Source organism: Pseudomonas sp. GM78 (genome assembly GCF_000282475.1).
GTDB lineage: Bacteria > Pseudomonadota > Gammaproteobacteria > Pseudomonadales > Pseudomonadaceae > Aquipseudomonas.
Genome location: NZ_AKJF01000083.1, coordinates 1 through 26,174, shown reverse-complemented (window position 1 = coordinate 26,174; position 26,174 = coordinate 1). Strand labels below are relative to the sequence as shown.

Sequence of the window (26,174 nt, the reverse complement as noted above, 5' to 3'; positions counted from 1 at the left end):
TGCTTGGACGCGGAGCAGTGCGTTAACTATCACGGAGTGACCTGCATGCCCAGCCCACTGCGCCCGGATCAGCGGCGGTTTCCCCTGCACGTGCATATCAGCGTGATGTTCACTTGCCTGCTGTTGCTGACCGGGATCGTGCTGGGCATTTTCCACTACCGGCAAACCACCCAGATCATTCTGTCGAGCAGTGAAAAGCTGTTCAGCCGGATTGAACAGGACGTGCGCCTGGACCTGCACGCCACCTATCAGCCGATTCGCCAGCTGCTGAGCCTGTTGATGCACAACCCTGCAACCCTGGCCCCCGATCTGCAACAGCGCCTGGCGCTGCTCAAGCCCTTCAGTCAGTCGCTCAAGGACAACCCGGACCTGGCTTCGCTGTACCTGGGATACGACACCGGTGACTTTTTCATGGTTCGCCCGCTGCGCACACCCGATCTGAAAGCGTTGTTCAAGGCCCCGGATACCGCGGCCTATCAGGTCTGGAGCATCGAGCGAAACAGCGGTGGCCAGGCGCACTCGCAATTCCTGTTTTTCGATCAGGACCTGACGCTCGTCAGCCGCCAGGACAACCCCGGTGAAACCTATGACCCGCGTGACCGCGCCTGGTTTACCAGCGCCAGCCAGGACCTTGGCCAGATCACCACCGAACCCTACGTTTTTTTCTCGACCCGAAACGTCGGTACCACCCTGGCGCGGCGCAGCGGCGAGCATGCCGTGCTCGCTGCCGACCTGACCCTGGCCGAGCTCTCGGCCACCCTGGCCAAACATGTGGTAACGCCCGCTACCCAGATCGTGCTGTTCAATGCCCAAGGCAATGCCATCGCTTATCCCGACAACCGCCGCCTGATCGTCGACGATCAAACCGCCCGCCTGAGCAAGGCCGCCGACCTGAGTCCCGCCCTGGGCGCGCTGCTCGACAAACCTGTACCGGGCAATCGCCTGACTGCCATGGGTCGCCAATGGATCGTTGCCCGCAGCAGCATGCAGGAAGGCGGCCCTCAGGGTTTGCAACTCGCGATGTTGGTACCCGAGGATGAATTGCTCGTCGACGCCTACCGCATGCGCTGGCAAGGCGCGCTGATTACCCTGGCGACCCTGTTGTTGTGCGTACCTCTGGGATGGCTGACGTCGAGGATCCTGGTCAAGCCTCTGCGCGCCCTGGTGCAGGAAGCGGATGCCATTCGCAGTTTCGATTTCAACTTTCCAGTGACACGCCGCTCTCCGGTGCTTGAGGTCGACCAGCTGAGCCTGTCCATGGGGCGCATGAAAGACACCCTGGCGAGCTTCTTCCAGATCACTGACAGCCTGAGCGCCGAAACCCGGTTTGCCCCATTGCTGGAGCGGGTGCTGTTTGAAACGGTCAGGATCGGCCAGGCCCAGGCCGGCCTGATCTACCTGCGCGAAGGGGATGGCGATCTGATGGAACCCCAGGGCCTGGTGATCAACGACACGGCACACGCCCTGTCTTCATTCGACCTTCGCGCACACGGGTTCCAGGACGCGCACAGCCCCGCCTGGCTGCAGCAACTGGCGACGGCCGACAACGTCGTCACCCACCTGGGCTTCGAACAGGCGGGTGATCTACAGAAAGTCCTGCTGGCAATGGTTTGCCCCCGGGTTCACCTGATCGGCATCCGCTTGCACAATCGTCACAACGAAACCGTCGGCCTGCTGGTGTTTCTGCTGGCCGACAGCGGTCAACAGAGCGACCTGGACAAACTGCGTCCCGACCGCATCGCGTTCCTGCAGGCGGTGTCCGGTGCGGCCGCGGTGAGTATCGAAAGCCAGCGTTTGCAAGACCGGCAAAAACAGCTGCTGGACGCCTTCATCAAACTGCTGGCCGGCGCGATCGATGCCAAGAGCCCCTACACCGGTGGCCATTGCCAACGAGTACCGGCCCTGACGCTGATGCTCGCCCAAGCCGCGGCAGCCAGCCAGGACCCGGCCTTGCGCAGCTATCAGCCCACGGACGACGAGTGGGAGGCGCTGCACATCGCCGCCTGGCTGCACGACTGCGGCAAGGTGACGACTCCGGAATACGTCGTCGACAAGGCCACCAAACTCGAAACCCTGAACGACCGCATCCACGAAATACGCACCCGCTTCGAAGTGCTCAAGCGCGATGCCTGGGTCAACTATTGGCAAGCCATTGCCCAAGGTGGCGACGAGCACCACCTGGCGCAAAAGCGCGATGCCAGCCTGGCGGGGCTCGATGATGATTTCGCCTTCATCGCCCGCTGCAATCTCGGCGGCGAGACCATGGCCGAAGCCGACCTGCAACGCCTGCGCAGTATCGGTCAACGCACCTGGACGCGAACCCTGGATGACCGGCTGGGCGTTTCCTGGGAAGAGAACCAGCGCCAGGCCCGCACGCCGGCACCGACACTGCCGGTCTGCGAAACGTTGTTGGCGGACCGGCCCGAGCATCTGTTCGAGCGCGCCGAAGCCGAATTGATTGCCGAGGACAACCCCTGGGGCTTCAAGCTCGATGTTCCGCGATACAAGTACAACCGCGGCGAGCTCTACAACCTGAGCATTGCCCGGGGCACCTTGACCGCTGAGGAGCGCTACATCATCAACCACCACATGGTGCAGACGATCATGATGCTCAGCCACCTGCCCTTTCCCGAGCACCTGGGCAACGTCGCGGAGATCGCCGGCGGCCACCACGAAAAAATGGACGGCACCGGTTATCCGAAACGCTTGAAGCGTGAGCAGATGAGCCTGCCGGCGCGAATGATGGCGATTGCCGATATCTTCGAAGCGCTGACCGCCGCGGACCGCCCCTACAAGAAAGCCAAGCCCCTGAGTGAAGCGCTGGGCATCATGGCCATCATGTGCCGGGATGCCCACATCGACCCGCAGCTGTTCGAACTGTTCATCAACGCACAGATTTACCTGCAGTACGCCCGGCGCTTCCTCGACCCACAGCAGATCGATACGGTGGATGCGTCAAGCCTGCTGGTCAAGGCAGGCTTGAAAGTGTGATCAGCAGTCGGTCAGGCGCAGGAAAATAGCCGCCAGTTGTTCGATACCCGCTTGATCCTGCACCGTGAAACGCGCCAGTTGCGGGCTGTCGAGGTCGAGCACGCCGATCAGGCGACCGTCCTTGACCAGAGGCACGACCAGTTCGCTGTTCGACGCACTGTCGCAGGCGATATGCCCGGCAAACGCGTGCACGTCTTCGACCCGCTGGGTCTGCAAGGTCGCGGCCGCCGTCCCGCACACACCGCGACCGAACGGAATCCGCACGCAGGCGATTTGCCCTTGAAACGGCCCCAGCACCAGCTCTTCATTGCGATTGAGGTAAAACCCGGCCCAGTTCAAGCCCTCGAGCTGGTTGAACAGGAACGCCGAAAACTGCGCGGCGTTGGCAATGAAATCGCGCTCGTCCGCCAGCAAGGATTCCAGCTGCGCATGCAGCATGCCGTAGCCTTCGAGGCCCTGGCCGCTCTTTTGTAAATCGATCATGCCTTGTGCTCCAACAGTTTCAGCCCCACCCAATAGCGGGCAAATTGATACGCGCAACGTCCGTTGCGATTGCCACGTCCCGTGGCCCAGCGCACTGCGAGGATGTCCAGCTCTTCCGTGCGTTGCCACGGCAGGCCTGCCTTGCCGGCCAATTGACCGATCCAGTGTTCGACCACGTCGAGGAAGTGTTCCTGGGTGAACGGATAGAACGACAGCCACAACCCGAAGCGATCCGACAGGGCGATCTTGTCTTCCACTGCCTCGCTGGGGTGCAATTCACCATCGACCCGTTTCCAGTTTTCGTTATCGCTTTCCTTTTCCGGCACCAGGTGGCGACGGTTGGAGGTGGCGTACAGCAACACGTTGTCCGGCGCCTGTTCGAGCGAACCGTCGAGAACGCTTTTGAGCACGCGATAATCGCCCTCGCCCGACTCGAACGACAGGTCATCGCAGAACAAGACGAAGCGCTGCGGTAGCTTGGCGATCTGCTCGACCACTCGCGGCAAATCCGCCAGGTGATCCCGCTCGATTTCGATCAGGCGCAGCCCGGCCTCAGCGTGCTCGGCCAGCAAGGCGCGCACCAGCGACGATTTGCCGGTGCCACGCGAGCCCCAGAGCAGGGCGTGGTTAGCCGGCATGCCATCGAGGAACTGGCGGGTATTTCGCCCCAGTTGCTCCACTTGGCGGTCGACGCCGATCAGGTCGCTCAGGCGCATGTCCAGGCTGACCTGCAGCGGCAGCAGAAAACCGCTGCGCCCCTCGCGTTGCCAGCGCGCGGCCAGGCAATGGGTCCAGTCGATGGCTTGCCGAGGGGTGGGCAGCAGCGGTTCGATACGGGCCAGAACGGCATCGGCACGTTCAAGAAAAGCATTCAATCGGGAATCCACGTCTTCTCCTCGGGCACGTTCACAGTAATGATGGCGATACAGCGACGAAATACAGCGTTCGATGAACGGTCAACCGCCCTGTATCAGGGCTCGCGGGATCACCCTGCATGATCGACTATGCTTGAGCAGCGAAGGAAAACGGAAGTGGTTCAACACCCCATGGACATCAAGTTCACCAACCGGCTGTCTTACAAACAGGCACGGCTCACCGTGCTGGTCGGTTTCGTTCTGGGTATGCTGCTCAGCGTGCTGCAAATAGGCATCGATTATGCCAGTGAAGACGCCTCCATCAACCGTGAAATCCTGTCTTTGCTCGAAATCAGTCACAACCCCGCCTCGCGCATCGCCTACAACATCGACGCCGAACTCGCCCAGGAACTGACCCTGGGCCTGTTGCGCTCGCCTGCGATCATCGGGGCAAAACTGACCGACAACAACGGCAATGTCCTGGCCAAGGTCAAGCGTCCCGGCCTGCAAAGCGGCTATCGGGTGTTGAGTGACCTTCTGTTCGGGGCCCATCGGCAGTTTGAAGACCGCCTGTACCTCAATCATATGCCCAGCGAATCTCTGGGTACCCTGCAACTGGACGTCGACACCTACTCGTTCGGCTACCGGTTCCTGCGGCGGGCCGAGGTGACCCTGATCAACGGTTTCGCCCGCAGCCTGCTGCTGAGCGGAATCCTCCTGGCGCTGTTCTACGTGATGCTGACCAAGCCATTGGTGCGGGTTATACGCGAACTCAGTGGCCGCGATCCGCGTAGCGCCGAGCCAACCTCACTGGAATGTCCGGCGGGACATGCCAAGGATGAAATCGGCGTGCTGGTGAAAGTCGCCAACCAGCAATTCGAAAACCTCGCCACCGAAATCCAGCAGCGACGCAACGCCGAAAACCGCCTGACCGACTATCTCGGCCAGCTGGAAAACATCGTTTCGGCGCGCACCACCGAACTCAAGGCCATCAACGCCCGGCTCAGCCAATCCAACCAGGAACTGGAAGTCGCCCGCAGTACCGCCCTGGACATGGCCGAAGCGCGCTCAGTGTTCCTGGCCAACATGAGCCACGAAATCCGCACGCCCCTCAATGGCCTGCTGGGCATGATCGCGCTGTCGCTGGACGGCCCGCTGAGCGCCGAGCAACAGCAACAGCTGGCCATCGCCCATGACTCGGGCAAAGTGCTGGTGGAGTTGCTCAACGATATTCTCGACCTGTCGAAATTCGATGCCGGCCAGCTCGAACTCGAGCACATCCCGTTTGACTTGGGCTCGCTGATCGAAGACACCGCCAACCTGCTGTCGCAGAATGCCGCGCCAAGTGTCGAACTGACCTGCCTGATCGATCCGGACTTTCCTGCGCTGGTGCTCGGCGATCCGACACGGGTCCGGCAGATCGTCAGCAACCTGCTGTCCAATGCGCTCAAGTTCACCCGTTTCGGCCGGGTCGATGTGCGTCTGTCGACCAGCCACGATGGCGTCAGCATCGAAGTCTGCGACACCGGCATCGGTATCCCCCGGGATGCCCAGGTGAAGATTTTCCAGCCTTTCACCCAGGCCGGTGCCGGGATCACTCGTCAGTTCGGCGGTACCGGACTGGGCCTGGCCCTGACCCACAACCTGTGCGAAGCCATGCAAGGCCGGCTCACCATCAGTTCTGAACCCGGTTTCGGCAGCCAGTTCTGCGCGCAATTGCCACTGCCCAGTCACACCAGGGCACTGGCCCCGGCGCCCCTGCAGGGCAAGGTCATTGCGATTACCGCCGCCAGCAGCGGTCTGGCGGAACTGTTGAGCAGTGTGTTGCCCGGTTGGGGGCTTAATTATCAGCAGCGCTCGATCGATGACCCGTTGCTCGGCCTGAACCCCGATGTCCTGATCACCGATTGCCCCGAATGCCTGTTCAACCTGCGCCCCACCCTCGGCGCGCCGATCCTGCTGGTGACCGCTTACGGCAGCTTCATGCCCAGCGAACAAGCCAGCGCCCTCGCCCCCCTGCAGCAACAGGCACGGCCCCTGGCCCGCAATGCGCTGTATCAGGCCTTGCGGCGAATCCTGCTGGCGCAAACCGACACGCCCAACGATACAAAGGTCGACGCCCACGTCCCGCAGCGACGTGCGCGGGTGCTGCTGGTCGAGGACAACCCGGTCAACCAACTGGTGGCCAAGGGCATGCTCGGTAAGCTCGGTTGCGACGTGATCGTCGCCGCGCACGGCGCCGAGGCGCTGGACCAATTGGAGAGCCGCGACTTCGATCTGGTGCTGATGGATTGCAACATGCCGGTCATGGACGGCTATGAAGCCAGTCGGCAGATCCGTCGCAGCGGGCGCTGGCCGCAACTGCCGATCGTCGCCCTGACCGCCAACGCCATGTCCGAAGAACGCGAACGCTGCCGAGCGGCGGGCATGAGCGACTATTTGGCCAAACCTTTCCGGCGGGAAGAGCTGGCCTCCCTGCTGGACGTGTGGATACCCGTTACGACAGTGCCTTGATCTGCCCCAGCAAGTGGTCAAGGCCGTCGCGCAGCTCATTCAGGCGATCCAGGTCCACACCGCTGTCACACAACAGGCGGGCCTTGAGCGGCCCGACCTGATCACGCAACACGGAGCCTTTGGGCGACAGGCTCAGGTGCACCTCCCGCTCATCGCGCGCCGAGCGCTGGCGCTGAACCAGTTGCAATTGTTCAAGACGCTTGAGCAAGGGCGTCAGCGTGCCGGAGTCCAACGCCAGGCGCTCACCCAGCGCCTTGACCGTCGGTTGCTCCGGTGCAGTCGCCTGCCATTCCCACAACACCAGCATCGCCAGGTACTGCGGATACGTCAGGCCCAACTGCTCGAGCATCGGCTTGTACGCGCGAATCACCGCGCGGGACGCGGCGTAGAGCTTGAAGCAGAGCTGGCTGTCGAGGCTCAGCGAGTCGACGGACAAGCTGTTCATTTGAGCAGTGCTTCGATCTCGGCGCTCAAGTCCTGAGGCTTGGTTGCCGGGGCGAAGCGCTTGACCAGCTGGCCGTCCTTGCCGATCAGGAATTTGGTGAAATTCCACTTGATGCCCTGGGAACCGAGCACACCCGGTGCACGTTTTTTCAACTGCACGAACAAGGGATGGGCGCCGTCGCCATTGACTTCAATTTTTTTGAACAGCGGGAAACTGACACCGTAGTTCAGCTCGCAGAACTCGCTGATCGCCCCTTCGTTGCCCGGTTCCTGCTTGCCGAATTGATTGCAGGGGAAGCCGAGCACCACCAGGCCTTGATCCTTGTAGGTCTGCCACAGCTCCTCAAGGCCTTTGTATTGCGGGGTGAAGCCGCATTTGCTGGCGGTGTTGACCACCAGCACGGCCTTGCCGGCGTAGTCCGCCAGGGTCTTTTGTTCGCCCTTGATGGTGGTGCAAGGGATGCTTAGGAGGTTGTCGCTCATGATTGAGGCTCTGGATTCTGGAAGATGAGCTAAACATAGCGAGCAATTGAATTGCGCGCAATGTAATTAGTTAATTGTGCGCTCTTGTAGGAGCACGGCTTGCCGGCGATGGCGTCCTTGAGATTGTCATCGCGAGCAAGCTTTGCTCCTACAAGGCCCGCATTACGAGCGTGGCTTCAGGTCCAGGCACACGGAGTTGATGCAGTAACGCAGACCGGTTGGCGGCGGACCATCCGGGAACACGTGGCCCAAATGCGCGTCACATTTGGCGCAGACCACTTCGGTGCGGATCATGCCGTGGCTGACATCACGAATCTCGGTCATGGCGCTGTCGCCGATCGGCGCATAAAAGCTTGGCCAGCCGCAGCCGGAATCAAATTTGGTTTTGGAATCGAACAGCGGCTCGTTGCAGCAGATGCAGTGGTAGATACCGTCGGTCTTGGTGCCGTTGTACTTGCCGGAAAACGGCCGTTCGGTGCCCTTGAGGCGGCAAACGTTGTACTGCTCCGGATCGAGCATGGCCTTCCATTCTTCCAGGGTTTTTTCCAACTTTTCCATCATCACACCTCAGCAGCTGAAAAAGCCCGATCTGTACCTTTTCCACGGATCGGGCGGCACGTATGATTGCGCCTCGTCAAACGCCAGTCTGGCAGCCAGACCACGCGCATTCAAACGGATTTATGGGTGCTGCCTCTCATGGCGTCAGGCCTGTGTGATTACGCAGGATTCCCAGCACGGTTGTTCACACGCCGCCTGGATCGTTCATTTTCGGGAACACATCGCCATGCAGGTCAGCAAATCGAACAAGCTCGCCAACGTCTGCTACGACATTCGCGGCCCAGTGCTCAAGCACGCCAAACGCCTGGAAGAGGAAGGTCATCGCATCCTCAAGCTGAACATCGGCAATCCGGCGCCCTTTGGTTTCGAAGCGCCGGACGAAATCCTCCAGGACGTGATCCGCAACCTGCCGACCGCCCAGGGTTACAGTGACTCCAAGGGCCTGTTCAGCGCGCGCAAGGCCGTGATGCAGTACTACCAGCAAAAGCAGGTGGAAGGTGTCGGCATCGAGGACATCTACCTGGGCAACGGCGTTTCCGAACTGATCGTGATGTCGATGCAGGCCCTGCTCAACAACGGTGACGAAGTGCTGGTACCGGCTCCCGACTACCCGTTGTGGACCGCCGCGGTGAGCCTGTCGGGTGGTAACCCGGTGCATTACCTGTGCGACGAGCAGGCCAACTGGTGGCCGGACCTGGCCGACATCAAGGCCAAGATCACCCCGAACACCAAGGCCCTGGTGATCATCAACCCGAACAACCCGACCGGTGCGGTGTATTCGAAGGAAGTCCTGCTGGGCATGCTGGAACTGGCCCGCCAGCACAACCTGGTGGTGTTTTCCGACGAGATCTACGACAAGATCCTCTACGACGATGCCGTGCACATCTGCACCGCCTCCCTGGCGCCGGACCTGCTGTGCCTGACCTTCAACGGCCTGTCCAAGTCCTACCGAGTGGCTGGTTTCCGTTCCGGCTGGATCGCCATTTCCGGCCCGAAACACCACGCCCAGAGCTACATCGAAGGCATCGACATGCTGGCCAACATGCGCCTGTGCGCCAACGTGCCGAGCCAGCACGCGATCCAGACCGCGCTGGGTGGCTATCAAAGCATCAACGACCTGGTGCTGCCGCAAGGGCGCCTGCTTGAACAGCGTAACCGCACCTGGGAACTGCTCAACGACATTCCTGGCGTGAGCTGCGTCAAGCCGATGGGCGCGCTGTATGCGTTCCCGCGGATCGACCCGAAGGTCTGCCCGATCCACAACGACGAAAAGTTCGTCCTCGACCTGCTGCTCTCGGAGAAATTACTGGTGGTGCAAGGCACGGCTTTCAACTGGCCATGGCCGGACCACTTCCGCGTCGTGACCCTGCCGCGCGTCGATGACCTGGACATGGCCATCGGACGCATTGGCAATTTCCTCAAATCCTATCGCCAGTAAGCGGCCTGTCACCGTGCGATGGCAGAAACATCGCACGGTGATTCATTCTGCAACACATGCTCGCGCCCTACCCGTGACCTCACTCTTGATGCCTGAGCAATGACCCATTGCCGGGTCATGTCGAGTAACGACGGGCACTCGGTTGCCAGCTGGCTGGCAAATCACTTTGCCATCCCGTGTCGGAAATGCCCTGCAAACAGCTACGCTAATGCTGTAGGACACAGTTTGAAATAGTCACTCGGTTGAATACCCCGTTGCAGCACCTTATATACCCCGCAGTACGCTACATCTTTAGCATGAGGAGATTTCTACAACCATGATGCGCATCCTGCTGTTCTTGGCCACTAACCTGGCGGTCGTGCTGATTGCCAGCATCACCCTGAGCCTTTTCGGCTTCAACGGGTTCATGGCGGCCAATGGGGTTGATCTCAACCTCAATCAGCTGCTGATTTTCTGTGCGGTCTTCGGTTTCGCCGGTTCCCTGTTCTCGCTGTTCATCTCCAAGTGGATGGCGAAGATGAGCACCAGCACCCAAATCATCAGCCAGCCGCGCACGCGTCACGAGCAATGGCTGCTGCAAACGGTCGAGCAACTGTCCCGGGAAGCCGGGATCAAGATGCCCGAAGTCGGGATCTTCCCGGCCTATGAGGCGAACGCCTTCGCCACCGGCTGGAACAAGAACGACGCACTGGTCGCGGTCAGCCAGGGCCTGCTGGAGCGTTTCTCTCCGGATGAAGTGAAAGCCGTCCTGGCCCACGAAATCGGCCACGTGGCCAATGGCGACATGGTCACCCTGGCGTTGATCCAGGGTGTGGTGAACACCTTCGTGATGTTCTTCGCACGGATCATCGGCAACTTTGTCGACAAGGTGATCTTCAAGAACGAAGAAGGCCAGGGCATTGCCTACTACGTGGCGACCATCTTCGCTGAACTGGTCCTGGGTATCCTGGCCAGCGCCATCGTCATGTGGTTCTCGCGCAAGCGCGAATTCCGTGCCGACGAAGCCGGTGCAAACCTGGCCGGCACCGCCGCGATGATTGGCGCGTTGCAACGCCTGCGTGCGGAACAGGGCCTGCCGGTGCATATGCCTGACACCCTGAACGCCTTCGGCATCAACGGTGGCATCAAACAGGGCTTCGCCCGCATGTTCATGAGCCACCCGCCGCTGGAAGAGCGCATCGACGCACTGGCACGTCGTCGCGGCTGAGAGAGACCGCAGTAAACAAGAAGGCCCGCAGCGATGCGGGCCTTTTTGTCTGCTGACGCTTTTACCGACTGGAAACCCGATACACCCGCTCTTCAAGCCGCGTGACACCCGCCTCCAGAAACTTCCCGCTCTCGCTCAGCACATCCTGGTCTTCCAAAACCTTCAGCGCCCACGAAGCACCAAACAACCGCTGCACTTCTTCATCGAGCACGGCAAACGGCGGCCCCTCCATTTGCGCTTGGTCGTAGTCCAGGGTAATCAACAACCCGTTGGAGTCCTTGGGCAGGATCCGCGTCAAATGCGCGGCATAGCGCTGACGCATTGGCGTCGGCAGGGCAATCAATGCGGCTCGATCATAAAGGGCCGAGCAGTCGGCGACATCGCCTGGCGTCAGGTCGAAGAAGTCGCCACACCACAGTTCGATGGAGCCAGCCCGATAAACCTTGAAAGGTCCCTGTTCGTCGACCGCTGGGTCAAAATGGTGCTCGCTGAAGAAATCCTCGACAGCCTTTTCCGACAGTTCGATCCCCAGCACCTCATGACCCCGCTGCGCCAGCCACAGCAGATCCAGGCTCTTGCCGCACAACGGCACCAGTACGCGAGCCCCCTCTTCCAGGCCCAGCGCCGGCCAGAATCGCTGCAGATAAGGGTTCACTTGCGGCAAGTGAAAACCGATCTGGTTCGATTTCCATTTTTTGTGCCAAAACTCCGGCTGCATAAATAACCCCGAAAATTCGATCAAAACACCCTAAAACTTATATTAGATTTAGATCAATGATCTGACAGAAGATGGGGATATCTTAACTCTCAGGAGCTCATCCATGTTCCCCAGCCTGTACATATCCCATGGTTCGCCAATGCTGGCCCTGGAACCTGGTGCCAGTGGGCCGGCTCTCGCTCGCCTGGCGACAGAGATGCCCAGGCCAGACGCCATCGTGATTGTTTCCGCGCACTGGGAAAGCGATGAACTGCTGGTCGGCGGCAACCCGCAGCCGGACACCTGGCATGACTTCGGCGGTTTTCCACGGGCACTGTTCGAGGTGCAATACCCTGCCCCCGGTAACCCCGGGTTGGCCGAACAAGTGGTCAATCTGTTGCAAGACAACGCCCTGCCCGCCCGCGTCGACGGCAAACGCCCCTTCGACCATGGCGTCTGGGTGCCACTGTCGTTGATGTATCCGCAGGCCGATATCCCAATTGTGCAGGTTTCACTGCCCACCCGAGGCGGCCCGGCGCTGCAGGCCCGCGTTGGCCAGGCGCTGAGCAGCTTGCGCGAACAGGGTGTGTTGTTGATCGGCTCCGGTAGCATTACCCACAACCTGCGCGAGCTGGACTGGCATGCCGGCCCCGAGAACGTGCAACCCTGGGCCCAGGTGTTTCGCGACTGGATGATCGACAAGCTGGCGGCCAACGATGAAACCGCCTTGCACGACTATCGTCGGCAAGCACCGAATGCGGTGCGTAACCATCCCAGCGATGAACATCTGTTGCCGTTGTACTTTGCCCGCAGTGCCGGGGGGCAATTCAGCATTGCCCACCAGGGATTCACAATGGGCGCACTGGGCATGGACATCTACCGTTTCGGATAATGGCTAAAACCTGCGGCTGCCAGGTTCAAGCCACATCGACCCCCACATGGATCGCATCGTGGCGCCAGAACTCCAGGTCACAATCGATCAGCCGCCCATGCTGATCGTAGTTGACCCGGGCGATGCGCAGTCCAGGGCTGCCCACCGACACCCGCAAGGCGGCCGCCGCGTCTGCCGACAACGCCGTCGGTACGATCTCGAAGCGCACCCGCCCGTAGTGCAGGTCGTAGTGCCGCGCATACAGTTCGGTGATCGACTGATTCAGGTCGAAATCCAGAATGCCCGGAAAATACTGCGGATTCAGGTAGTGCTCCACGTACAACACCAGTCGCCCATCGATACGCCGCGAACGACAGACCTGAATCACGCTCGACAACGCCGGCAACTGTAACCAGGCACAGACCGCCGCCGATGCCGGCTGCAAACGCGCCGAAATGACTTCGGTGGACGGCACCCGCCCCTGGGCGCTGACCATGGCGTGAAAGTGGCTGCGCTGCATCAGGTTATAGGCCAGGCGCGGCGGCGACACGAACCAGCCGCGACGCTCTTCGCGATAAATCTGGCCCTGGGCTTCGAGCTGCAGCAACGCCTCGCGCACGGTAATGCGCGTGGTACCAAACAATTCACTGAGCTTGCGTTCGGCTGGCAACTTGCTCCCTGGCGCCAGCAGCCCGTGATCGAGCTGTTCCTGAAGCACCTGGCCAATGGCCGTCACTGCTTTTGTTGCCTCATCGCGCATCAACGTTACCTATCTGGACTAGACCAGCACTCTTTCAGGGCAGAACCGGCGGTAAAACCGGCTGTTTGAAGATCCTGCAAGCGTAGGCAATGCAGATGACCGAGAGATGACAAAGCCGCCCGACGGTCACGCCAACACTGTGCAAAACATCGGCCAAATCCCTTGCGCAATGGGGCTTCGCCCATGGTCTACGCTTACTTGGCACCGGCCAATACCGGGCAAGTAAACGTCCACCGGGGCGACGAACGACATCAAAGTGTCATCGAGCCGCCTTAGATTGGCTCAGGTATTGCTGACCTAGACCAACACAACCGCAATCGCAGCGTTGAAAACGCCCATAGGAGCTTCGGAATGAAACAGCTTTTCCTGGCATCACTGTTAGGCTCGACCATTGCCATGTGCACCGCCGCCATGGCGGCTGATGATTTGAAAACCCTTGAAGCCGCTGCGAAAGCGGAAGGCGCCGTCAACAGTGTCGGCATGCCCGATGACTGGGCCAACTGGAAAGGCACCTGGGAAGACCTGGCGAAGAACTACGGCCTCAAGCACATCGACACCGACATGAGCTCGGCCCAGGAAATCGCCAAGTTTGCCGCCGAGAAAGACAACGCCAGTGCCGACATCGGCGACGTGGGCGCAGCCTTCGGCCCGATTGCGGTGAAACAGAACGTTACCCAGCCCTACAAGCCATCCACCTGGGACCAGGTACCGACCTGGGCCAAGGACAAGGACGGTCACTGGGCGCTGGCCTATACCGGCACCATTGCCTTCATCGTCAACAAGAAGCTGCTGCACGGTTCCGAAGTACCGACCAAGTGGGCTGACCTCAAAACCGGTAAATACAAAGTGTCGATCGGTGACGTGAGCACCGCCGCCCAGGCTGCCAACGGCGTTCTGGCCGCCGCCTACGCCAACGGTGGCGACGAGAAAAACCTGCAACCGGCACTGCTGCTGTTTGCCGACCTTGCTAAACAAGGTCGCCTGTCGATGTCCAACCCGGTCATAGGCGCCATGGAAAAAGGCGAGATCGAAGTCGGCGTGGTCTGGGACTTCAACGGCCTGAGCTACAAGGCCAAGATGGCCAATCCGGATGACTACGTGGTGCTGATCCCGTCCGATGGCTCGGTGATTTCCGGCTACACCACCATCATCAACAAATACGCCAAGAACCCGAACGCCGCCAAGCTGACCCGCGAATACATCTTCAGCGATGCCGGCCAGATCAACCTGGCCAAGGGTAACGCCCGTCCGATCCGCGCCGAGCACCTGACCTTGCCAGCCGAGGTCCAGGCCAAGCTGCTGCCGAACGAGCAGTACAAGAAGGTCACGCCGATCAAGGACGCGGACGCTTGGGAGAAAACCTCCAAGGCCCTGCCGCAGAAGTGGAACGAAGAAGTCATTGTTGAAATGAAGTAATGCTTCATCTGTAGGAGCTGCCGCAGGCTGCGATCTTTTGATCTTGCTTCTTAGAGGCAAAGTCAAAAGATCGCAGCCTGCGGCAGCTCCTACACCGTTCGGTTTTAATTGCGGAGTCATCGCCCCTATGAAGCACAACGTCATCCTTGTCGTGCTCGACGGCCTCAACCATGAGGTCGCCCGCCACGCCATGGGGCACCTGCAGGCCTACGTCGGCGCAGGACGCGCCGCACTCTACAAACTGGAGTGCGAGCTGCCGGCTTTGTCCCGACCGCTTTACGAATGCATCCTGACCGGTGTCACGCCGATCGACAGCGGCATCGTTCACAACAACGTCTCGCGCCTGTCCAACCAGCGCAGCATTTATCACTACGCCACTGCTGCCGGCCTGAAAACCGCGGCGGCGGCCTATCACTGGGTCAGTGAGCTGTATAACCGCTCGCCTTTCGTGGCGGCCCGGGATCGCCATACCGACGACCCCAACCTGCCGATCCAGCACGGGCATTTCTACTGGAACGACCATTACCCCGATTCCCACCTGTTCGCCGACGCCGAAAACCTGCGCCTGCGCCATGGGCCGAATTTCCTGCTGGTGCACCCCATGAACATCGACGACGCCGGGCACAAGCACGGCCTCGACACCCCGCAATACCGCAACAGCGCGCGCTCGGTGGACATCATCATCGCCGACTACCTGCAAGGCTGGCTCGACGCCGGCTATCAGGTGCTGGTGACGGCCGACCACGGCATGAACAACGACCGCTCCCATAACGGGCTGCTGCCGGAAGAGCGCGAAGTGCCGCTGTTCGTGTTCGGCGATGCCTTCAGCTTCAATGCCGATGCCGCGCCGAAACAAACCGAAATTTGCGGCACCGTCTGTGAACTGTTGGGTGTACCCCACGACAAACCCGTGTGCCGGGAGCTGCTCAAGTGAATGCCATGACTCGCGGCAAATGGCTGGCTGCCCTGTGCCTGATACCTTTCACCCTGTTCTTCATCGTCTTCGAAATCGCCCCGCTGGTGTGGGTGATGACCAACAGCCTGGAGTCGGAGGAGTTCGGCTGGGGCCTGGCCAACTTCACCAGGATCTTCAATTCGAAGTTCTATATGCAGGCGATCCAGTACAGCCTGGAGATCAGTTTCTGGTCCAGCGTGTTCGGCATCATCATCGCCGTGCTGGGCGCCTATTCCCTGCGCCGGGTCGACTCGAAGCTGCGCAACTTCGTCAACGCCTTCGCCAACATGACCAGCAACTTCTCCGGCGTGCCCCTGGCTTTTGCGTTCATCATCCTGCTGGGTTTCAACGGCAGCTTCACTATCCTGCTCAAGCAGGCCGGCATCATTCAGGACTTCAACCTGTATTCGAAAACCGGGGTGATCATTCTCTACACCTACTTCCAGATTCCCCTTGGCGTGCTGCTGCTCTACCCGGCCTTCGACGCCTTGCGCGAAGACTGGCGCGAGTCCGCCGCGCTGCTCGGCGCCAACGGCTGGCAGTTCTGGCGCCACATCGGCCTGCCGGTGCTGACCCCGGCACTGCTTGGCACCTTCGTGATCCTGCTGGCCAACGCCCTCGGCGCCTACGCCACGGTGTACGCCCTGACCACCGGCAACTTCAACGTGATGCCCATCCGCATCGCGGCGATGGTCTCGGGTGATATTTCCCTCGATCCGAACCTGGCCAGTGCCCTGGCCGTGGTGCTGGTGGCGTTGATGACCCTGGTGACCATCGTGCATCAGCTGCTGTTGAAGAGGAGCTACCATGTCTCGCGCTGAACTGGGCCCTGTCGGCATCTACCACCGGGTCGTGGTCTACCTGCTGTTTGCCATCCTGTTGCTGCCGTTGCTCGGCACCTTCATCTATTCGATTTCCAGCAGTTGGTCGGCGACCATCCTGCCCAGCGGTTTCAGCATCAAATGGTACGCGCAGTTGTGGAGCGACCCGCGCTTCCTGAGTGCTTTCGGCCAGTCGCTGCTGGTGTGCCTCGGCGCGCTGATCCTCTCGGTGGTGCTGATCCTGCCGCTGCTGTTCGTGGTGCATTACCACTTCCCGAAACTCGATGCGCTGATGAACATCCTGATCCTGCTGCCCTTCGCCGTGCCACCGGTGGTGTCGTCGGTGGGGCTGCTGCAGCTCTACGGTTCCGGGCCGTTCGCCATGGTCGGTACGCCGTGGATCCTGATCGGTTGCTACTTCACAGTGGCCCTGCCGTTCATGTACCGGGCGATCACCAACAACCTGCAGGCGATCAACCTGCGCGACCTGATGGACGCCGCCCAACTGCTCGGCGCCAGCACTTTTCAGGCAGCGATCCTGGTGGTGCTGCCGAACCTGCGCAAGGGCTTGATGGTGGCGTTACTGCTGTCGTTCTCGTTTCTGTTCGGCGAGTTCGTGTTCGCCAACATCCTGGTCGGCACCCGTTACGAAACGCTGCAGGTCTACCTCAATAACATGCGCAACAGCAGCGGCCACTTCACCAGTGCGCTGGTGATTTCCTACTTCTTCTTCGTACTGGTTCTGACCTGGGCGGCCAACATCTTGAACAGGGACAAAAGCGAATGAGCTATGTCAGCGTCCAACATCTGCAAAAGAATTACGCTGGTACCACCGTGTTCAGCGACATCAACTGCGAAATCCACAAAGGTGAGTTCGTCACCCTGCTCGGCCCGTCTGGTTGCGGCAAATCCACCCTGCTGCGCTGTATCGCCGGCCTGACGTCGGTGGATGGCGGCAAGATCCTCCTCGATGGCGTCGATATCGTGCCATTGAGCCCGCAAAAACGCGGAATCGGCATGGTGTTCCAGAGCTATGCGCTGTTCCCCAACATGACCGTCGAGCAGAACGTCGCCTTCGGTTTGCGCATGCAGAAGGTCAACGCTGATGACAGCCAGAAGCGCGTCGCCGAAGTATTGAAACTGGTGGAGTTGCAAGATTTTGCCGCCCGTTACCCGCATCAGTTGTCCGGCGGCCAATGCCAGCGCGTTGCCCTCGCCCGTTCCCTGGTGACCCGGCCCCGGCTGTTGCTGCTGGATGAACCGCTGTCAGCCCTCGACGCTCGGATTCGCAAGCACCTGCGCGAACAGATCCGTGCGATCCAGCGCGAGCTGGGCCTGACCACGATCTTCGTCACACACGATCAGGAAGAAGCGCTGACAATGTCCGATCGCATTTTCCTGATGAACCAGGGCAAGATCGTACAAAGCGGTGACGCTGAAACCTTGTACACGGCGCCGGTGGATGTCTTCGCCGCCGGTTTCATCGGCAACTACAACCTGCTGGATGCCGACAGCGCGTCGAAGCTGTTGCAACGGCCGATCAACCACCGCATCGCCATTCGCCCGGAAGCCATCGAACTGAGCCTCGAAGGCGATCTCGACGCCCAGGTGCGCAGCCACAGCCTGCTCGGCAACGTGATTCGCTACCGGATCGAAGCCCGCGGCGTGGAACTAGTGGTGGATGTGCTCAACCGCTCGGCGTCCGACCTGCATCCCGATGGTCAGCGCCTGGCGCTTTCCATCGATCCGACGGCCCTGTGTGAGGTAGCCTGATGCCCTTGCTGACGTTGAAGAGAGAACTGCACTGATGGCCCTGGCAATTTTTGATCTGGACGAAACCCTGATCCACGGCGACTGCGCCTCGTTGTGGAGTGAGCAAATGGTCCGCCTCGGCTGGGTCGACGGCGAATCCTTCCTGCGTCGCGACAAGGAATTGATGGACGCCTACGGCAGGGGTCACCTGGCCATGGAGGACTACATGGCCTTCAGCCTGGAACCCTTGATCGGCCGCACGCCCGCCGAAGTCGAGCACCTGGTAGGCCCTTGGGTGGAAGACTTCATCGAGCCGATCATCTTCAGCGACGCCACCAAAACCATCGCCGCCCACCGCAAGGCCGGCGACCGGATCCTGGTGATCTCGGCCTCGGGCGTCCATTTGGTCAAGCCGATTGCCGAACGCCTGGGCATCGATGAAATTCTCGGTATCGAACTGGAAGTGGCGCACGGGGCGTATACCGGCAAGACTGTCGGCACCCTGACGTACCGCGAAGGCAAGATCACCCGATTGCTGGAATGGCTGGATGCCGAAGAGGAGAACCTGGAAGGCGCGAATTTCTATTCCGATTCACGCAATGATCTGCCGTTGTTGCTGAAGGTGGATTTCCCGCACGTGGTCAACCCAGACCCTGTGTTGCTAGAGCAGGCGGAAAAGGCCGGCTGGCCGATCCACACCTGGAAGTAACCGAGATCCCTGTGGGAGCGTGGCTTGCCCGCGATGAACGATAACGCGGTCTGTCAGTTAGACCGCGTCGCCTGAATCGCGGGCGAGCCCGCTCCCACAGGTCCGTGTTATCAGGTCAGGCTTTCGTCGATCACCAGCACCAGCTTCCCCGCCACCTTGTTACTCGCCAACTCGGCAAACGCCGCTTCGGCATCCTTGATCGGGAACGCCCTGGCCAGTTGCGGGCTCAAGCGCTTATCCGCAAACAGCGGCCAGACGTGCTGGCGCAGATCGCTAAACAGATCCGCCTTGAACTGATCATCTCGGCTGCGCAGGGTCGAGCCCAGCAGTTGCACGCGCTTGGCCAGCACCTGCGCCAGGTCCAGCTTCGCCTCGCGCCCTCCCATCAGGCCAATCAGCACCCAGCGGCCATCCGTCGCCATCAGTTTCAGGTTCAACGCGGCGTAGTTGCCGCCTACCGGGTCGAGTACGACGTCGAACGGCCCCAGGTCGCGCAAGCTGTCCAGATCGTCAGTGCGCACCACACCGCCCTGGGCGCCGAGCGCTTCGCAGTAGGCCAGCCGTTCAGCGGAGCCGACACTGACCCAGCACGGGTTACCAAACGCCTTGCACAGCTGAATGGCAGCTGAACCAATTCCACTTGCTCCCGCGTGCAGCAGCACTTTTTCGCCTGGTTTCAGCGCAGCCAATTGAAACAGGTTCAACCAGACCGTTGCATACACTTCCGGTAATGCCGCCGCCTCGACCAGCGACATTTCGTCGGGAACCGGCAACACGTGCCGCCCGTCGACCACCGCCTCCTGAGCCATCCCGCCCCCGGCCAGCAAGGCGCAAACCCGATCGCCCACCTGCCAGGACGAACCCGGCCCAACCTCGCTGATCACCCCCGAGCACTCTAGACCAAGCACTTGGCTGGCACCCGGCGGTGGTGGATAAAGGCCTGCCTTCTGCAACAAATCGGCACGATTGAGACCCGCTGCCGCCACTCGAATGCGAACTTGCCCTACATCACACGCAGGACTGGGCTCTTCAACCCACTCCACTTGACCGTCAACGCCTTGCAATGCTTTCACAGTGCCTCCATAGTGAGTCTGGACTGAGCCCGAAGCTGTAGCGCCGGGCTTTTTGCATTATGCGGCCGGTCCTTGTGGAACCGGCGACTTCAAAGACGGCCTAATATGCGTTATCAATTGTCCCCGCGTCGAATCAACATGAAGCGTTTGTTCCCCAGCACTGCCCTCGCCCTTTTCATCGGTATCGGCCTGCTGCCGATGTCGAGCAGTTCTTTTGCAGCCAATAGCTGGGACAAGCTTCAGCCCGACCGTGACGAAGTCATCGCCAGCCTGAACGTCGTGGAGTTGCTCAAGCGCCATCACTACAGCAAGCCGCCGCTCGATGATGCGCGCTCGGTGATCATCTACGACAGCTACCTGAAGTTGCTCGACCCATCGCGCAGCTACTTCATGGCCAGCGACATTGCCGAATTCGACAAGTGGAAGACCCAGTTCGACGACTTCCTCAAGAGCGGCGACCTCAACGCCGGGTTCACCATTTACAAGCGCTACCTGGACCGCGTCAAATCGCGTCTGGACTTCGCCCTTGCCGAGCTGAACAAGGGCGTCGACAAGATCGACTTCACCACCAAGGAAACCTTGCTGATCGACCGCAAGGATGCCCCTTGGCTCAAATCCACCGCGGAACTCGACGACCTGTGGCGCAAACGCGTCAAGGACGAAGTGCTGCGGCAGAAGATCGCCGGCAAGGATTCCAAGCAAATCCAGGAAACTTTGACCAAGCGCTACAAGAACCAGCTGGCGCGCCTGGACCAGACCCGCGCGGAAGACATCTTCCAGGCGTACATCAACACCTTCGCCATGTCCTACGACCCGCACACCAACTATCTGTCGCCGGATAACGCGGAAAACTTCGACATCAACATGAGCCTGTCCCTGGAGGGCATCGGCGCCGTGTTGCAGAGCGATAACGATCAAGTGAAGATCGTGCGCCTGGTACCGGCAGGCCCTGCCGACAAGACCAAGCAAGTCGCGCCTGCCGACAAGATCATCGGTGTTGCCCAAGGCAACAAAGAGATGGTCGACGTGGTGGGCTGGCGCCTGGACGAAGTGGTCAAGCTGATCCGCGGTCCCAAAGGCACCATCGTGCGCCTGGAAGTGATCCCGGCCAGCAACGCGCCGAACGACCAGACCAGCAAGATCGTGCCGATCACCCGCGAAGCGGTGAAGCTGGAAGACCAGGCCGTGAAGAAGTCGGTGCTCAACCTCAAGCAGGATGGCAAGGACTACAAGCTCGGCGTCATCGAGATTCCGGCCTTCTACCTGGACTTCAAGGCCTTCCGTGCCGGCGATCCGGACTACAAGAGCACCACCCGCGACGTCAAGAAGCTGCTGACCGAGTTGCAGAAAGACAAGGTCGACGGCGTGGTCATCGACCTGCGCAACAACGGCGGTGGTTCCTTGCAGGAAGCCACCGAGCTGACCAGCCTGTTCATCGACAAGGGCCCGACCGTACTCGTGCGTAACGCCGATGGCCGCGTCGATGTGCTCGAAGATGAAAACCCGGGCGCCTTCTACAAAGGCCCGATGGCGTTGCTGGTCAACCGCCTGTCCGCTTCGGCTTCGGAAATTTTCGCCGGCGCCATGCAGGACTACCACCGCGCACTGATCATTGGCGGCCAGACCTTCGGCAAAGGCACCGTGCAGACCATCCAGCCGCTGAACCATGGCGAGCTCAAGCTGACGTTGGCCAAGTTCTACCGGGTTTCCGGACAGAGCACCCAGCATCAGGGCGTACTGCCGGACATCGATTACCCGTCGATCATCGACACCAAGGAAATCGGCGAAAGCGCCCTGCCGGAAGCCATGCCGTGGGACACCATCCGCGCGGCGATCAAGCCTGCGGTCGACCCGTTCAAACCGTACATCACCCAGCTCAAGTCCGAGCACGACGTGCGTACGAACAAAGACGCGGAGTTCGTATTCATTCGCGACAAACTGGCCCTGGCGCAGAAACTGATGGCAGAAAAAACCGTCAGCCTCAATGAAGCCGAACGTCGTGCCCAGCACGCCGATATCGAAGCCAAGCAGCTCGCCATGGAGAATATCCGTCGCAAAGCCAAGGGCGAAGAGCCGCTCAAGGAACTGAAGAAAGAAGACGAAGACGCCATCGCGGCCGAGGACGACAAGACCAAGCCGGAAGACGATGCCTACCTGAGCGAGACCGGGCGCATCCTGCTGGATTACTTGAAGCTCAATACCGCGGTAGCCAAGCACTAAGCTGATGGCAATTTAATGCTGACGCTCCCCGGAGCGTCATCAAATAGTCATCATTCTGTCGTGAAATAACGGACCGGTAGCGCCTCTTAACCAAGAGCACGCCCGGTCCTTTTTTTTCGCCAGAGATCGCCATGACCACAACCGAACAGCTGAGTGCCTTGAGTTCAATCCTGGCTCAAAGCGGTTTGCACAGCCTGTTCCAACCCATCATCAGCCTTTCCGAGCGTCGCATCCTGGGCTACGAAGCCCTGAGCCGCGGCCCTTCCAACAGTCCGTTGCACTCCCCTGTCGCCCTGTTCGCCGTCGCCCGCCAGGCGGGTCGCCTGAGCGAACTGGAAATCGCCTGCCGGCAGAGCGCGTGCCGGCGCTTCAACGAACAACAACTGCCCGGCAAACTGTTCCTCAACGTCTCCCCGGAATCCTTGCTCGAAGCGGCCCACCAACCCGGTCGCACCTTGCAGTTGCTGCAGGACTTCGGCATTGAACCGAACCAGGTGGTGATCGAACTCACCGAGCAGACCCCGACCGACGACTTCCAGCTGCTGCACACCGCCCTGCATCACTATCGAGCCATGGGGTTTTCCATTGCGCTGGACGATCTGGGCGCGGGTTACTCAAGCTTGCGCCTGTGGTCCGAATTACGCCCCGACTACGTGAAGATCGACCGCCACTTCATCGACGGCATTCACCTGGATGCCCTCAAGCGTGAGTTCGTTGGCTCGATCCTGCAAATTGCCAACGCCTCGCGGGCGCAGGTGATCGCCGAAGGCATCGAATTGCCGGAAGAACTGGCGGTATTGACCGAAATGGGCATCGACCTGGTCCAGGGCTATCTGCTCTGTCGGCCACAGGAGCATCCGCCGCGCGATGCCCGCGCCTTGATGCCCAGGCGCGACAGCAGCGCCGTGGCGCTGGGCGAGGACGGCAGCGACCTGAGCGCCCTGCTCAACGACCAGCCAGCGGTGGCCCGCCACACCCCGACCGCTACCGTGCTCGAAGCCTTCCGCCGCCAGGCCAACCTCAACTCGCTGGCAGTGCTGGATGAGCAAGGCCAGCCGTGCGGGATCGTCCATCGGCATTCGCTCTCGGATGCCCTGCTCAAGCCGTTTGCCACCGACCTGTTCGCCCGCAAGCCGATCAGCCGCCTGATGAGCGACGACTTTCTCGCCGTCGAGATAGGCCAGTCGCTGCAGCAGGTCAGCCGGCTGATCACCAGCCGCGCCCGGCAACGCATCGAAGAAGACTTCATCATCACCCTCGATGGCAATTACCTGGGCCTGGGCCGGGTGATCGACGTGCTCAAGCTGATCACCGAACTGAAAATCCAGCAAGCGCGCTACGCCAACCCGTTGACCTTGCTGCCGGGCAACGTACCGATCCAGCAATGCCTGACCCGACTGCTGCAACAGCAACGCGAATCGCTGATCTGCTACGTGGACATCGACAGCTTCAAACCCTTCAACGACATCTACGGCTACGGCCGTGGCGATGAAGTCCTGCTGTGCCTGGCACAATGCCTGAACGAGCGCATCGACCCCTCCCGCGACTTCGTCGGCCATATTGGCGGCGATGATTTTCTGCTGGTCCTAGGCCCGGACGACTGGCGCAAACGTTTGAACCAGCTGCTCGACGACTTCCACAGCCAGTGCCGACGCTTCTACCGCAGCGAACACCTGGAAGCCGGCTGCTTCACCGCCCCGAACCGCCAGGGCCTGCGCCAGGAATTCCCCTTGTTGTCACTGTCGATTGGCGTGGTGCATCTACACCCGGAGGCCTGTGGGCAGCTCGATGCCAGCCAGTTGGCGGAGATGGCTTCGCAGGCCAAGCATCACGCGAAGAATGTGCCGGGGTATAGCGTGCATGTGATTGATAGTTTGGCGCAGAGGTAGAAAAGACGCATACGCTGCCTGGCGTCGCTCCAGGCAGCGGATCGATCCCGAGCTTACAACAGCGGGATCGAGTAGCTGACGATCAGGCGGTTCTCGTCCTGGTCGCGAACGCCCGGGATATTGGTGCGCCAAGTGGCGTTTCTCCACTGCAGGCCGAGATTTTTCAGCGCGCCGGATTGAACGACGTAACCCACGGTCAGGTCGCGCTCCCATTCCGAATCGCCGTTAGCCGCCTGCGCACCGCGATTGTTGACGGTATCGATATCATCGCCATGCAGGTAAACCAAACCCGCCGTCAGGCCAGGTACGCCAACCTTGGCGAAGTCATACGAGTAGCGTGCCTGCCAGGTGCGTTCGCCGGCACGGGCGAACTTCTGGATTTGCGAATCGGTGATGATGTAGGCCGACGATCCGTCGCCCTGGTTCAGCCACGGGAAATCGCTGCTGCCGTTACTGACCTGGTAACCGCCACCGAAGGTGTGACCGGCAACGGTGTAGAGGAACAGGCCGCTGTACAGGTTGTTGTCGACCTTGCCTTTACCGCTTGGCACGCCATTGTAGTTGCCGTTGCTGAAGTAAGCGGCCGTGTCGCCATTGGCGCCATCATCGGAGCTGTTGAAGTAGCGCAAATCCGACTTCAGCACGCCGGGGCCGATTGCCCAGTTGTGCACCAGGCCCAGGAAGTGCTGCTTGTAGAACTCTTGCAGGTTGCCGTAGTAGTACTGGGCTGTCAGGTCCTTGGTGAGTTTGTAGTCACCACCGGCGTAGATGAACTTGTTGCTGTTGGCAACGCGTGGATTGGCGCCCCCGATGGACATCTGCTCATTGTTGCTGGAGTTGCGGCCCTTGACGTGTTCAATCTGGCCGCCGATCAGCGTCAAGTCCTTGAACTCGCCGGAAGTGACCTGGCCACCCTCCCAGGTTTGCGGCAGCAGACGGCCGTCGTTGGTCACGATGACCGGCAGTTTTGGCTGCAGAGTACCCAGCTTCAGCTCGGTCTGGGAAACCTTGGCCTTGGCAGTCAGGCCCAGGCTGGAGAAATTATCAACGGCCTCGCCATTGGATTTGCTTGGGAAAACAGTGCCACCGTAAGAGGTTGCAGTGGCGCCGTTGGTGCCGCCACCCGAATCCAGCTTGACGCCCAGCAAGCCGATCGCATCGATACCGAAGCCGACAGTGCCTTGGGTATAACCGGAGGTGAATCGCAGGTCGAAGCCTTGGCCCCACTCTTCGCTCTTGTTCGGACCGGTACCCTCACGGTAGTCCTGGTTGATGTAGAAGTTGCGCAACCCCAATGTTGCCTTGCTGTCTTCGATGAAACCGGCGGCGCTTGCCTGTTGAGCGAGCACGGCCGAAGCGACCGCCAGGGCCAAAGTGGATCGGTACATGGATAACACTCCAATTACTTTTTTTATTTTTGCGCGCAAGACAGCGCTGACACCCATCGAGAAGTGAGTGTCGACTACTGATTAGTTGATTTCTTAAACAGAGAAATGGCACTCAAACCAGGCATAGAGCAATGCCCCAGCCTGGCATCCTCAGTGACATTTAGAGTTGATAGCCGTAGGACTTGATCACAGCCGCCGCTTTTGGGCCCTTGAGATAGGCAACCAGTGCCTTGGCGGCCGGGTTGTCCTTGCCCTTGTTCAGGATCACCGCGTCTTGTTTGATCGGGTCGTGCAGATTGGCCGGAACGATCCAGGCCGAACCGCTGGTGATCTTGCCGTCCTTGTAGATCTGCGACAGGGAAACGAAACCGAGTTCGGCATTGCCGGTGGACACGAATTGGTAGGCCTGGGTGATGTTCTGGCCTTCGACGATCTTGTCCTTGACCTTGTCGGTCAGGCCTTCTTTGGCCAATACCTGGGTCGCCGCCAGGCCATAAGGCGCGGCTTTCGGGTTGGCGATGGACAGATGCTGATACTGGTTGCCGCCCAGCACTTTGCCCTTGGCATCGACGTAGCCTTCCTTGGCCGACCACAGCGCCAGCGTGCCGACGGCGTAGGTGAAGCGCGAACCCTTGACGGTGTCGCCTTCGG

The 26,174-nt window shown here is 60.4% G+C and carries 23 protein-coding genes; 13 read left to right on the top strand and 10 right to left on the bottom strand.

Features of this window, described 5'->3' with window-relative positions:
* Nucleotides 1-45: 45 nt before the first annotated feature.
* Nucleotides 46-2,991 (top strand): HD domain-containing phosphohydrolase, encoded by a 2,946-nt coding sequence (locus PMI35_RS17635; protein ID WP_008059126.1) that lies wholly within the window; start codon nt 46-48, stop codon nt 2,989-2,991.
* Here PMI35_RS17635 and PMI35_RS17640 read toward each other — a convergent pair whose 3' ends face one another.
* Complete coding sequence (locus tag PMI35_RS17640; protein WP_008059124.1) at nt 2,992-3,474, bottom strand: GAF domain-containing protein; 483 nt, start codon at nt 3,472-3,474, stop codon at nt 2,992-2,994. It abuts the gene before it with no gap.
* The gene (locus PMI35_RS17645; protein ID WP_008059122.1) at nt 3,471-4,361 is read right to left on the bottom strand and encodes an ATP-binding protein; all 891 of its coding nucleotides are present in this window, start codon (nt 4,359-4,361) and stop codon (nt 3,471-3,473) included. Before PMI35_RS17645 ends, PMI35_RS17640 begins: the two co-directional genes overlap by 4 nt.
* Before the next feature lie 117 nt (nt 4,362-4,478).
* On the opposite strand from PMI35_RS17645, the gene PMI35_RS17650 reads away from it, so the two are divergent.
* Complete coding sequence (locus PMI35_RS17650; RefSeq protein WP_081504812.1) at nt 4,479-6,842, top strand: ATP-binding protein; 2,364 nt, start codon at nt 4,479-4,481, stop codon at nt 6,840-6,842.
* Here the strand turns inward: PMI35_RS17650 and PMI35_RS17655 are convergent.
* The 3 genes from PMI35_RS17655 to msrB form a co-directional block, all read right to left on the bottom strand.
* A complete protein-coding gene (locus PMI35_RS17655) occupies nt 6,826-7,287 on the bottom strand; it encodes a MarR family winged helix-turn-helix transcriptional regulator (protein ID WP_008059119.1) in 462 nt (153 codons plus the stop codon). The two genes, PMI35_RS17650 and PMI35_RS17655, sit on opposite strands and share 17 nt — an antisense overlap.
* The gene (locus tag PMI35_RS17660; protein ID WP_008059117.1) at nt 7,284-7,769 is read right to left on the bottom strand and encodes a glutathione peroxidase; all 486 of its coding nucleotides are present in this window, start codon (nt 7,767-7,769) and stop codon (nt 7,284-7,286) included. The genes PMI35_RS17655 and PMI35_RS17660 overlap by 4 nt, the downstream gene beginning before the upstream one ends.
* 162 nt (nt 7,770-7,931) lie before the next feature.
* On the bottom strand, nt 7,932-8,327 hold the full coding sequence (msrB, locus tag PMI35_RS17665) for a peptide-methionine (R)-S-oxide reductase MsrB (RefSeq protein ID WP_008059115.1): 396 nt from the start codon (nt 8,325-8,327) through the stop codon (nt 7,932-7,934).
* A gap of 226 nt (nt 8,328-8,553) precedes the next feature.
* Between msrB and PMI35_RS17670 the strand changes: the two genes are divergently transcribed.
* Both PMI35_RS17670 and htpX read left to right on the top strand, forming a co-directional pair.
* Complete coding sequence (locus PMI35_RS17670; RefSeq protein ID WP_008030363.1) at nt 8,554-9,765, top strand: pyridoxal phosphate-dependent aminotransferase; 1,212 nt, start codon at nt 8,554-8,556, stop codon at nt 9,763-9,765.
* A gap of 316 nt (nt 9,766-10,081) precedes the next feature.
* Entirely contained in the window at nt 10,082-10,972 is an 891-nt protein-coding gene (gene htpX, locus PMI35_RS17675) for a protease HtpX (RefSeq protein ID WP_008059113.1), read from the top strand.
* 61 nt (nt 10,973-11,033) lie between these two features.
* On the opposite strand, the gene PMI35_RS17680 is transcribed toward htpX, so the two are convergent.
* Nucleotides 11,034-11,690, bottom strand: a complete 657-nt coding sequence (locus PMI35_RS17680; RefSeq protein ID WP_032831569.1) for a thiopurine S-methyltransferase — start codon at nt 11,688-11,690, stop codon at nt 11,034-11,036.
* A 103-nt stretch (nt 11,691-11,793) separates the two neighbouring features.
* Here PMI35_RS17680 and PMI35_RS17685 point away from each other — a divergent pair, with 103 nt between their 5' ends.
* Complete coding sequence (locus PMI35_RS17685) at nt 11,794-12,561, top strand: DODA-type extradiol aromatic ring-opening family dioxygenase (protein ID WP_008059111.1); 768 nt, start codon at nt 11,794-11,796, stop codon at nt 12,559-12,561.
* Nucleotides 12,562-12,586: 25 nt separating this feature from the next.
* Here the strand turns inward: PMI35_RS17685 and phnR are convergent, their stop codons facing one another.
* On the bottom strand, nt 12,587-13,300 hold the full coding sequence (phnR, locus tag PMI35_RS17690) for a phosphonate utilization transcriptional regulator PhnR (protein ID WP_008059109.1): 714 nt from the start codon (nt 13,298-13,300) through the stop codon (nt 12,587-12,589).
* A 351-nt stretch (nt 13,301-13,651) separates the two neighbouring features.
* On the opposite strand from phnR, the gene PMI35_RS17695 reads away from it, so the two are divergent.
* From PMI35_RS17695 to PMI35_RS17720, 6 genes are all read left to right on the top strand, one after another.
* Nucleotides 13,652-14,716, top strand: coding sequence for an ABC transporter substrate-binding protein (locus PMI35_RS17695; protein WP_008059108.1), 1,065 nt, complete (start codon nt 13,652-13,654; stop codon nt 14,714-14,716).
* A 127-nt stretch (nt 14,717-14,843) separates the two neighbouring features.
* Nucleotides 14,844-15,650, top strand: a complete 807-nt coding sequence (locus tag PMI35_RS17700; RefSeq protein ID WP_008059105.1) for an alkaline phosphatase family protein — start codon at nt 14,844-14,846, stop codon at nt 15,648-15,650.
* 5 nt (nt 15,651-15,655) lie between these two features.
* Nucleotides 15,656-16,492: an ABC transporter permease gene (locus PMI35_RS17705; RefSeq protein WP_162135924.1), complete on the top strand. Its 837-nt coding sequence runs from the start codon at nt 15,656-15,658 to the stop codon at nt 16,490-16,492.
* Nucleotides 16,479-17,279 carry an ABC transporter permease gene (locus PMI35_RS17710; RefSeq protein ID WP_008059094.1) on the top strand — a complete coding sequence of 267 codons (801 nt, stop codon included), beginning with the start codon at nt 16,479-16,481 and terminating at the stop codon, nt 17,277-17,279. Before PMI35_RS17705 ends, PMI35_RS17710 begins: the two co-directional genes overlap by 14 nt.
* Nucleotides 17,276-18,265 (top strand): ABC transporter ATP-binding protein, encoded by a 990-nt coding sequence (locus tag PMI35_RS17715; RefSeq protein ID WP_008059092.1) that lies wholly within the window; start codon nt 17,276-17,278, stop codon nt 18,263-18,265. The genes PMI35_RS17710 and PMI35_RS17715 overlap by 4 nt, the downstream gene beginning before the upstream one ends.
* Nucleotides 18,266-18,299: 34 nt before the next feature.
* Nucleotides 18,300-18,953, top strand: a complete 654-nt coding sequence (locus PMI35_RS17720; RefSeq protein ID WP_008059090.1) for an HAD family hydrolase — start codon at nt 18,300-18,302, stop codon at nt 18,951-18,953.
* Nucleotides 18,954-19,063: 110 nt separating this feature from the next.
* On the opposite strand, the gene PMI35_RS17725 is transcribed toward PMI35_RS17720, so the two are convergent.
* Nucleotides 19,064-20,026: a zinc-binding dehydrogenase gene (locus PMI35_RS17725; protein ID WP_008059088.1), complete on the bottom strand. Its 963-nt coding sequence runs from the start codon at nt 20,024-20,026 to the stop codon at nt 19,064-19,066.
* A 138-nt stretch (nt 20,027-20,164) separates the two neighbouring features.
* Between PMI35_RS17725 and PMI35_RS17730 the strand changes: the two genes are divergently transcribed.
* Together PMI35_RS17730 and PMI35_RS17735 are read left to right on the top strand one after the other, a co-directional pair.
* Complete coding sequence (locus PMI35_RS17730; protein WP_008059086.1) at nt 20,165-22,246, top strand: carboxy terminal-processing peptidase; 2,082 nt, start codon at nt 20,165-20,167, stop codon at nt 22,244-22,246.
* 131 nt (nt 22,247-22,377) lie between these two features.
* On the top strand, nt 22,378-24,135 hold the full coding sequence (locus tag PMI35_RS17735) for a bifunctional diguanylate cyclase/phosphodiesterase (protein WP_008059084.1): 1,758 nt from the start codon (nt 22,378-22,380) through the stop codon (nt 24,133-24,135).
* Nucleotides 24,136-24,188: 53 nt separating this feature from the next.
* Here PMI35_RS17735 and PMI35_RS17740 read toward each other — a convergent pair whose 3' ends face one another.
* Both PMI35_RS17740 and modA read right to left on the bottom strand, forming a co-directional pair.
* Complete coding sequence (locus PMI35_RS17740) at nt 24,189-25,523, bottom strand: OprD family porin (protein WP_008059083.1); 1,335 nt, start codon at nt 25,521-25,523, stop codon at nt 24,189-24,191.
* 160 nt (nt 25,524-25,683) lie between these two features.
* On the bottom strand, nt 25,684-26,174 hold a 491-nt coding region (modA, locus tag PMI35_RS17745), incomplete at its 5' end, for a molybdate ABC transporter substrate-binding protein (RefSeq protein ID WP_008059082.1).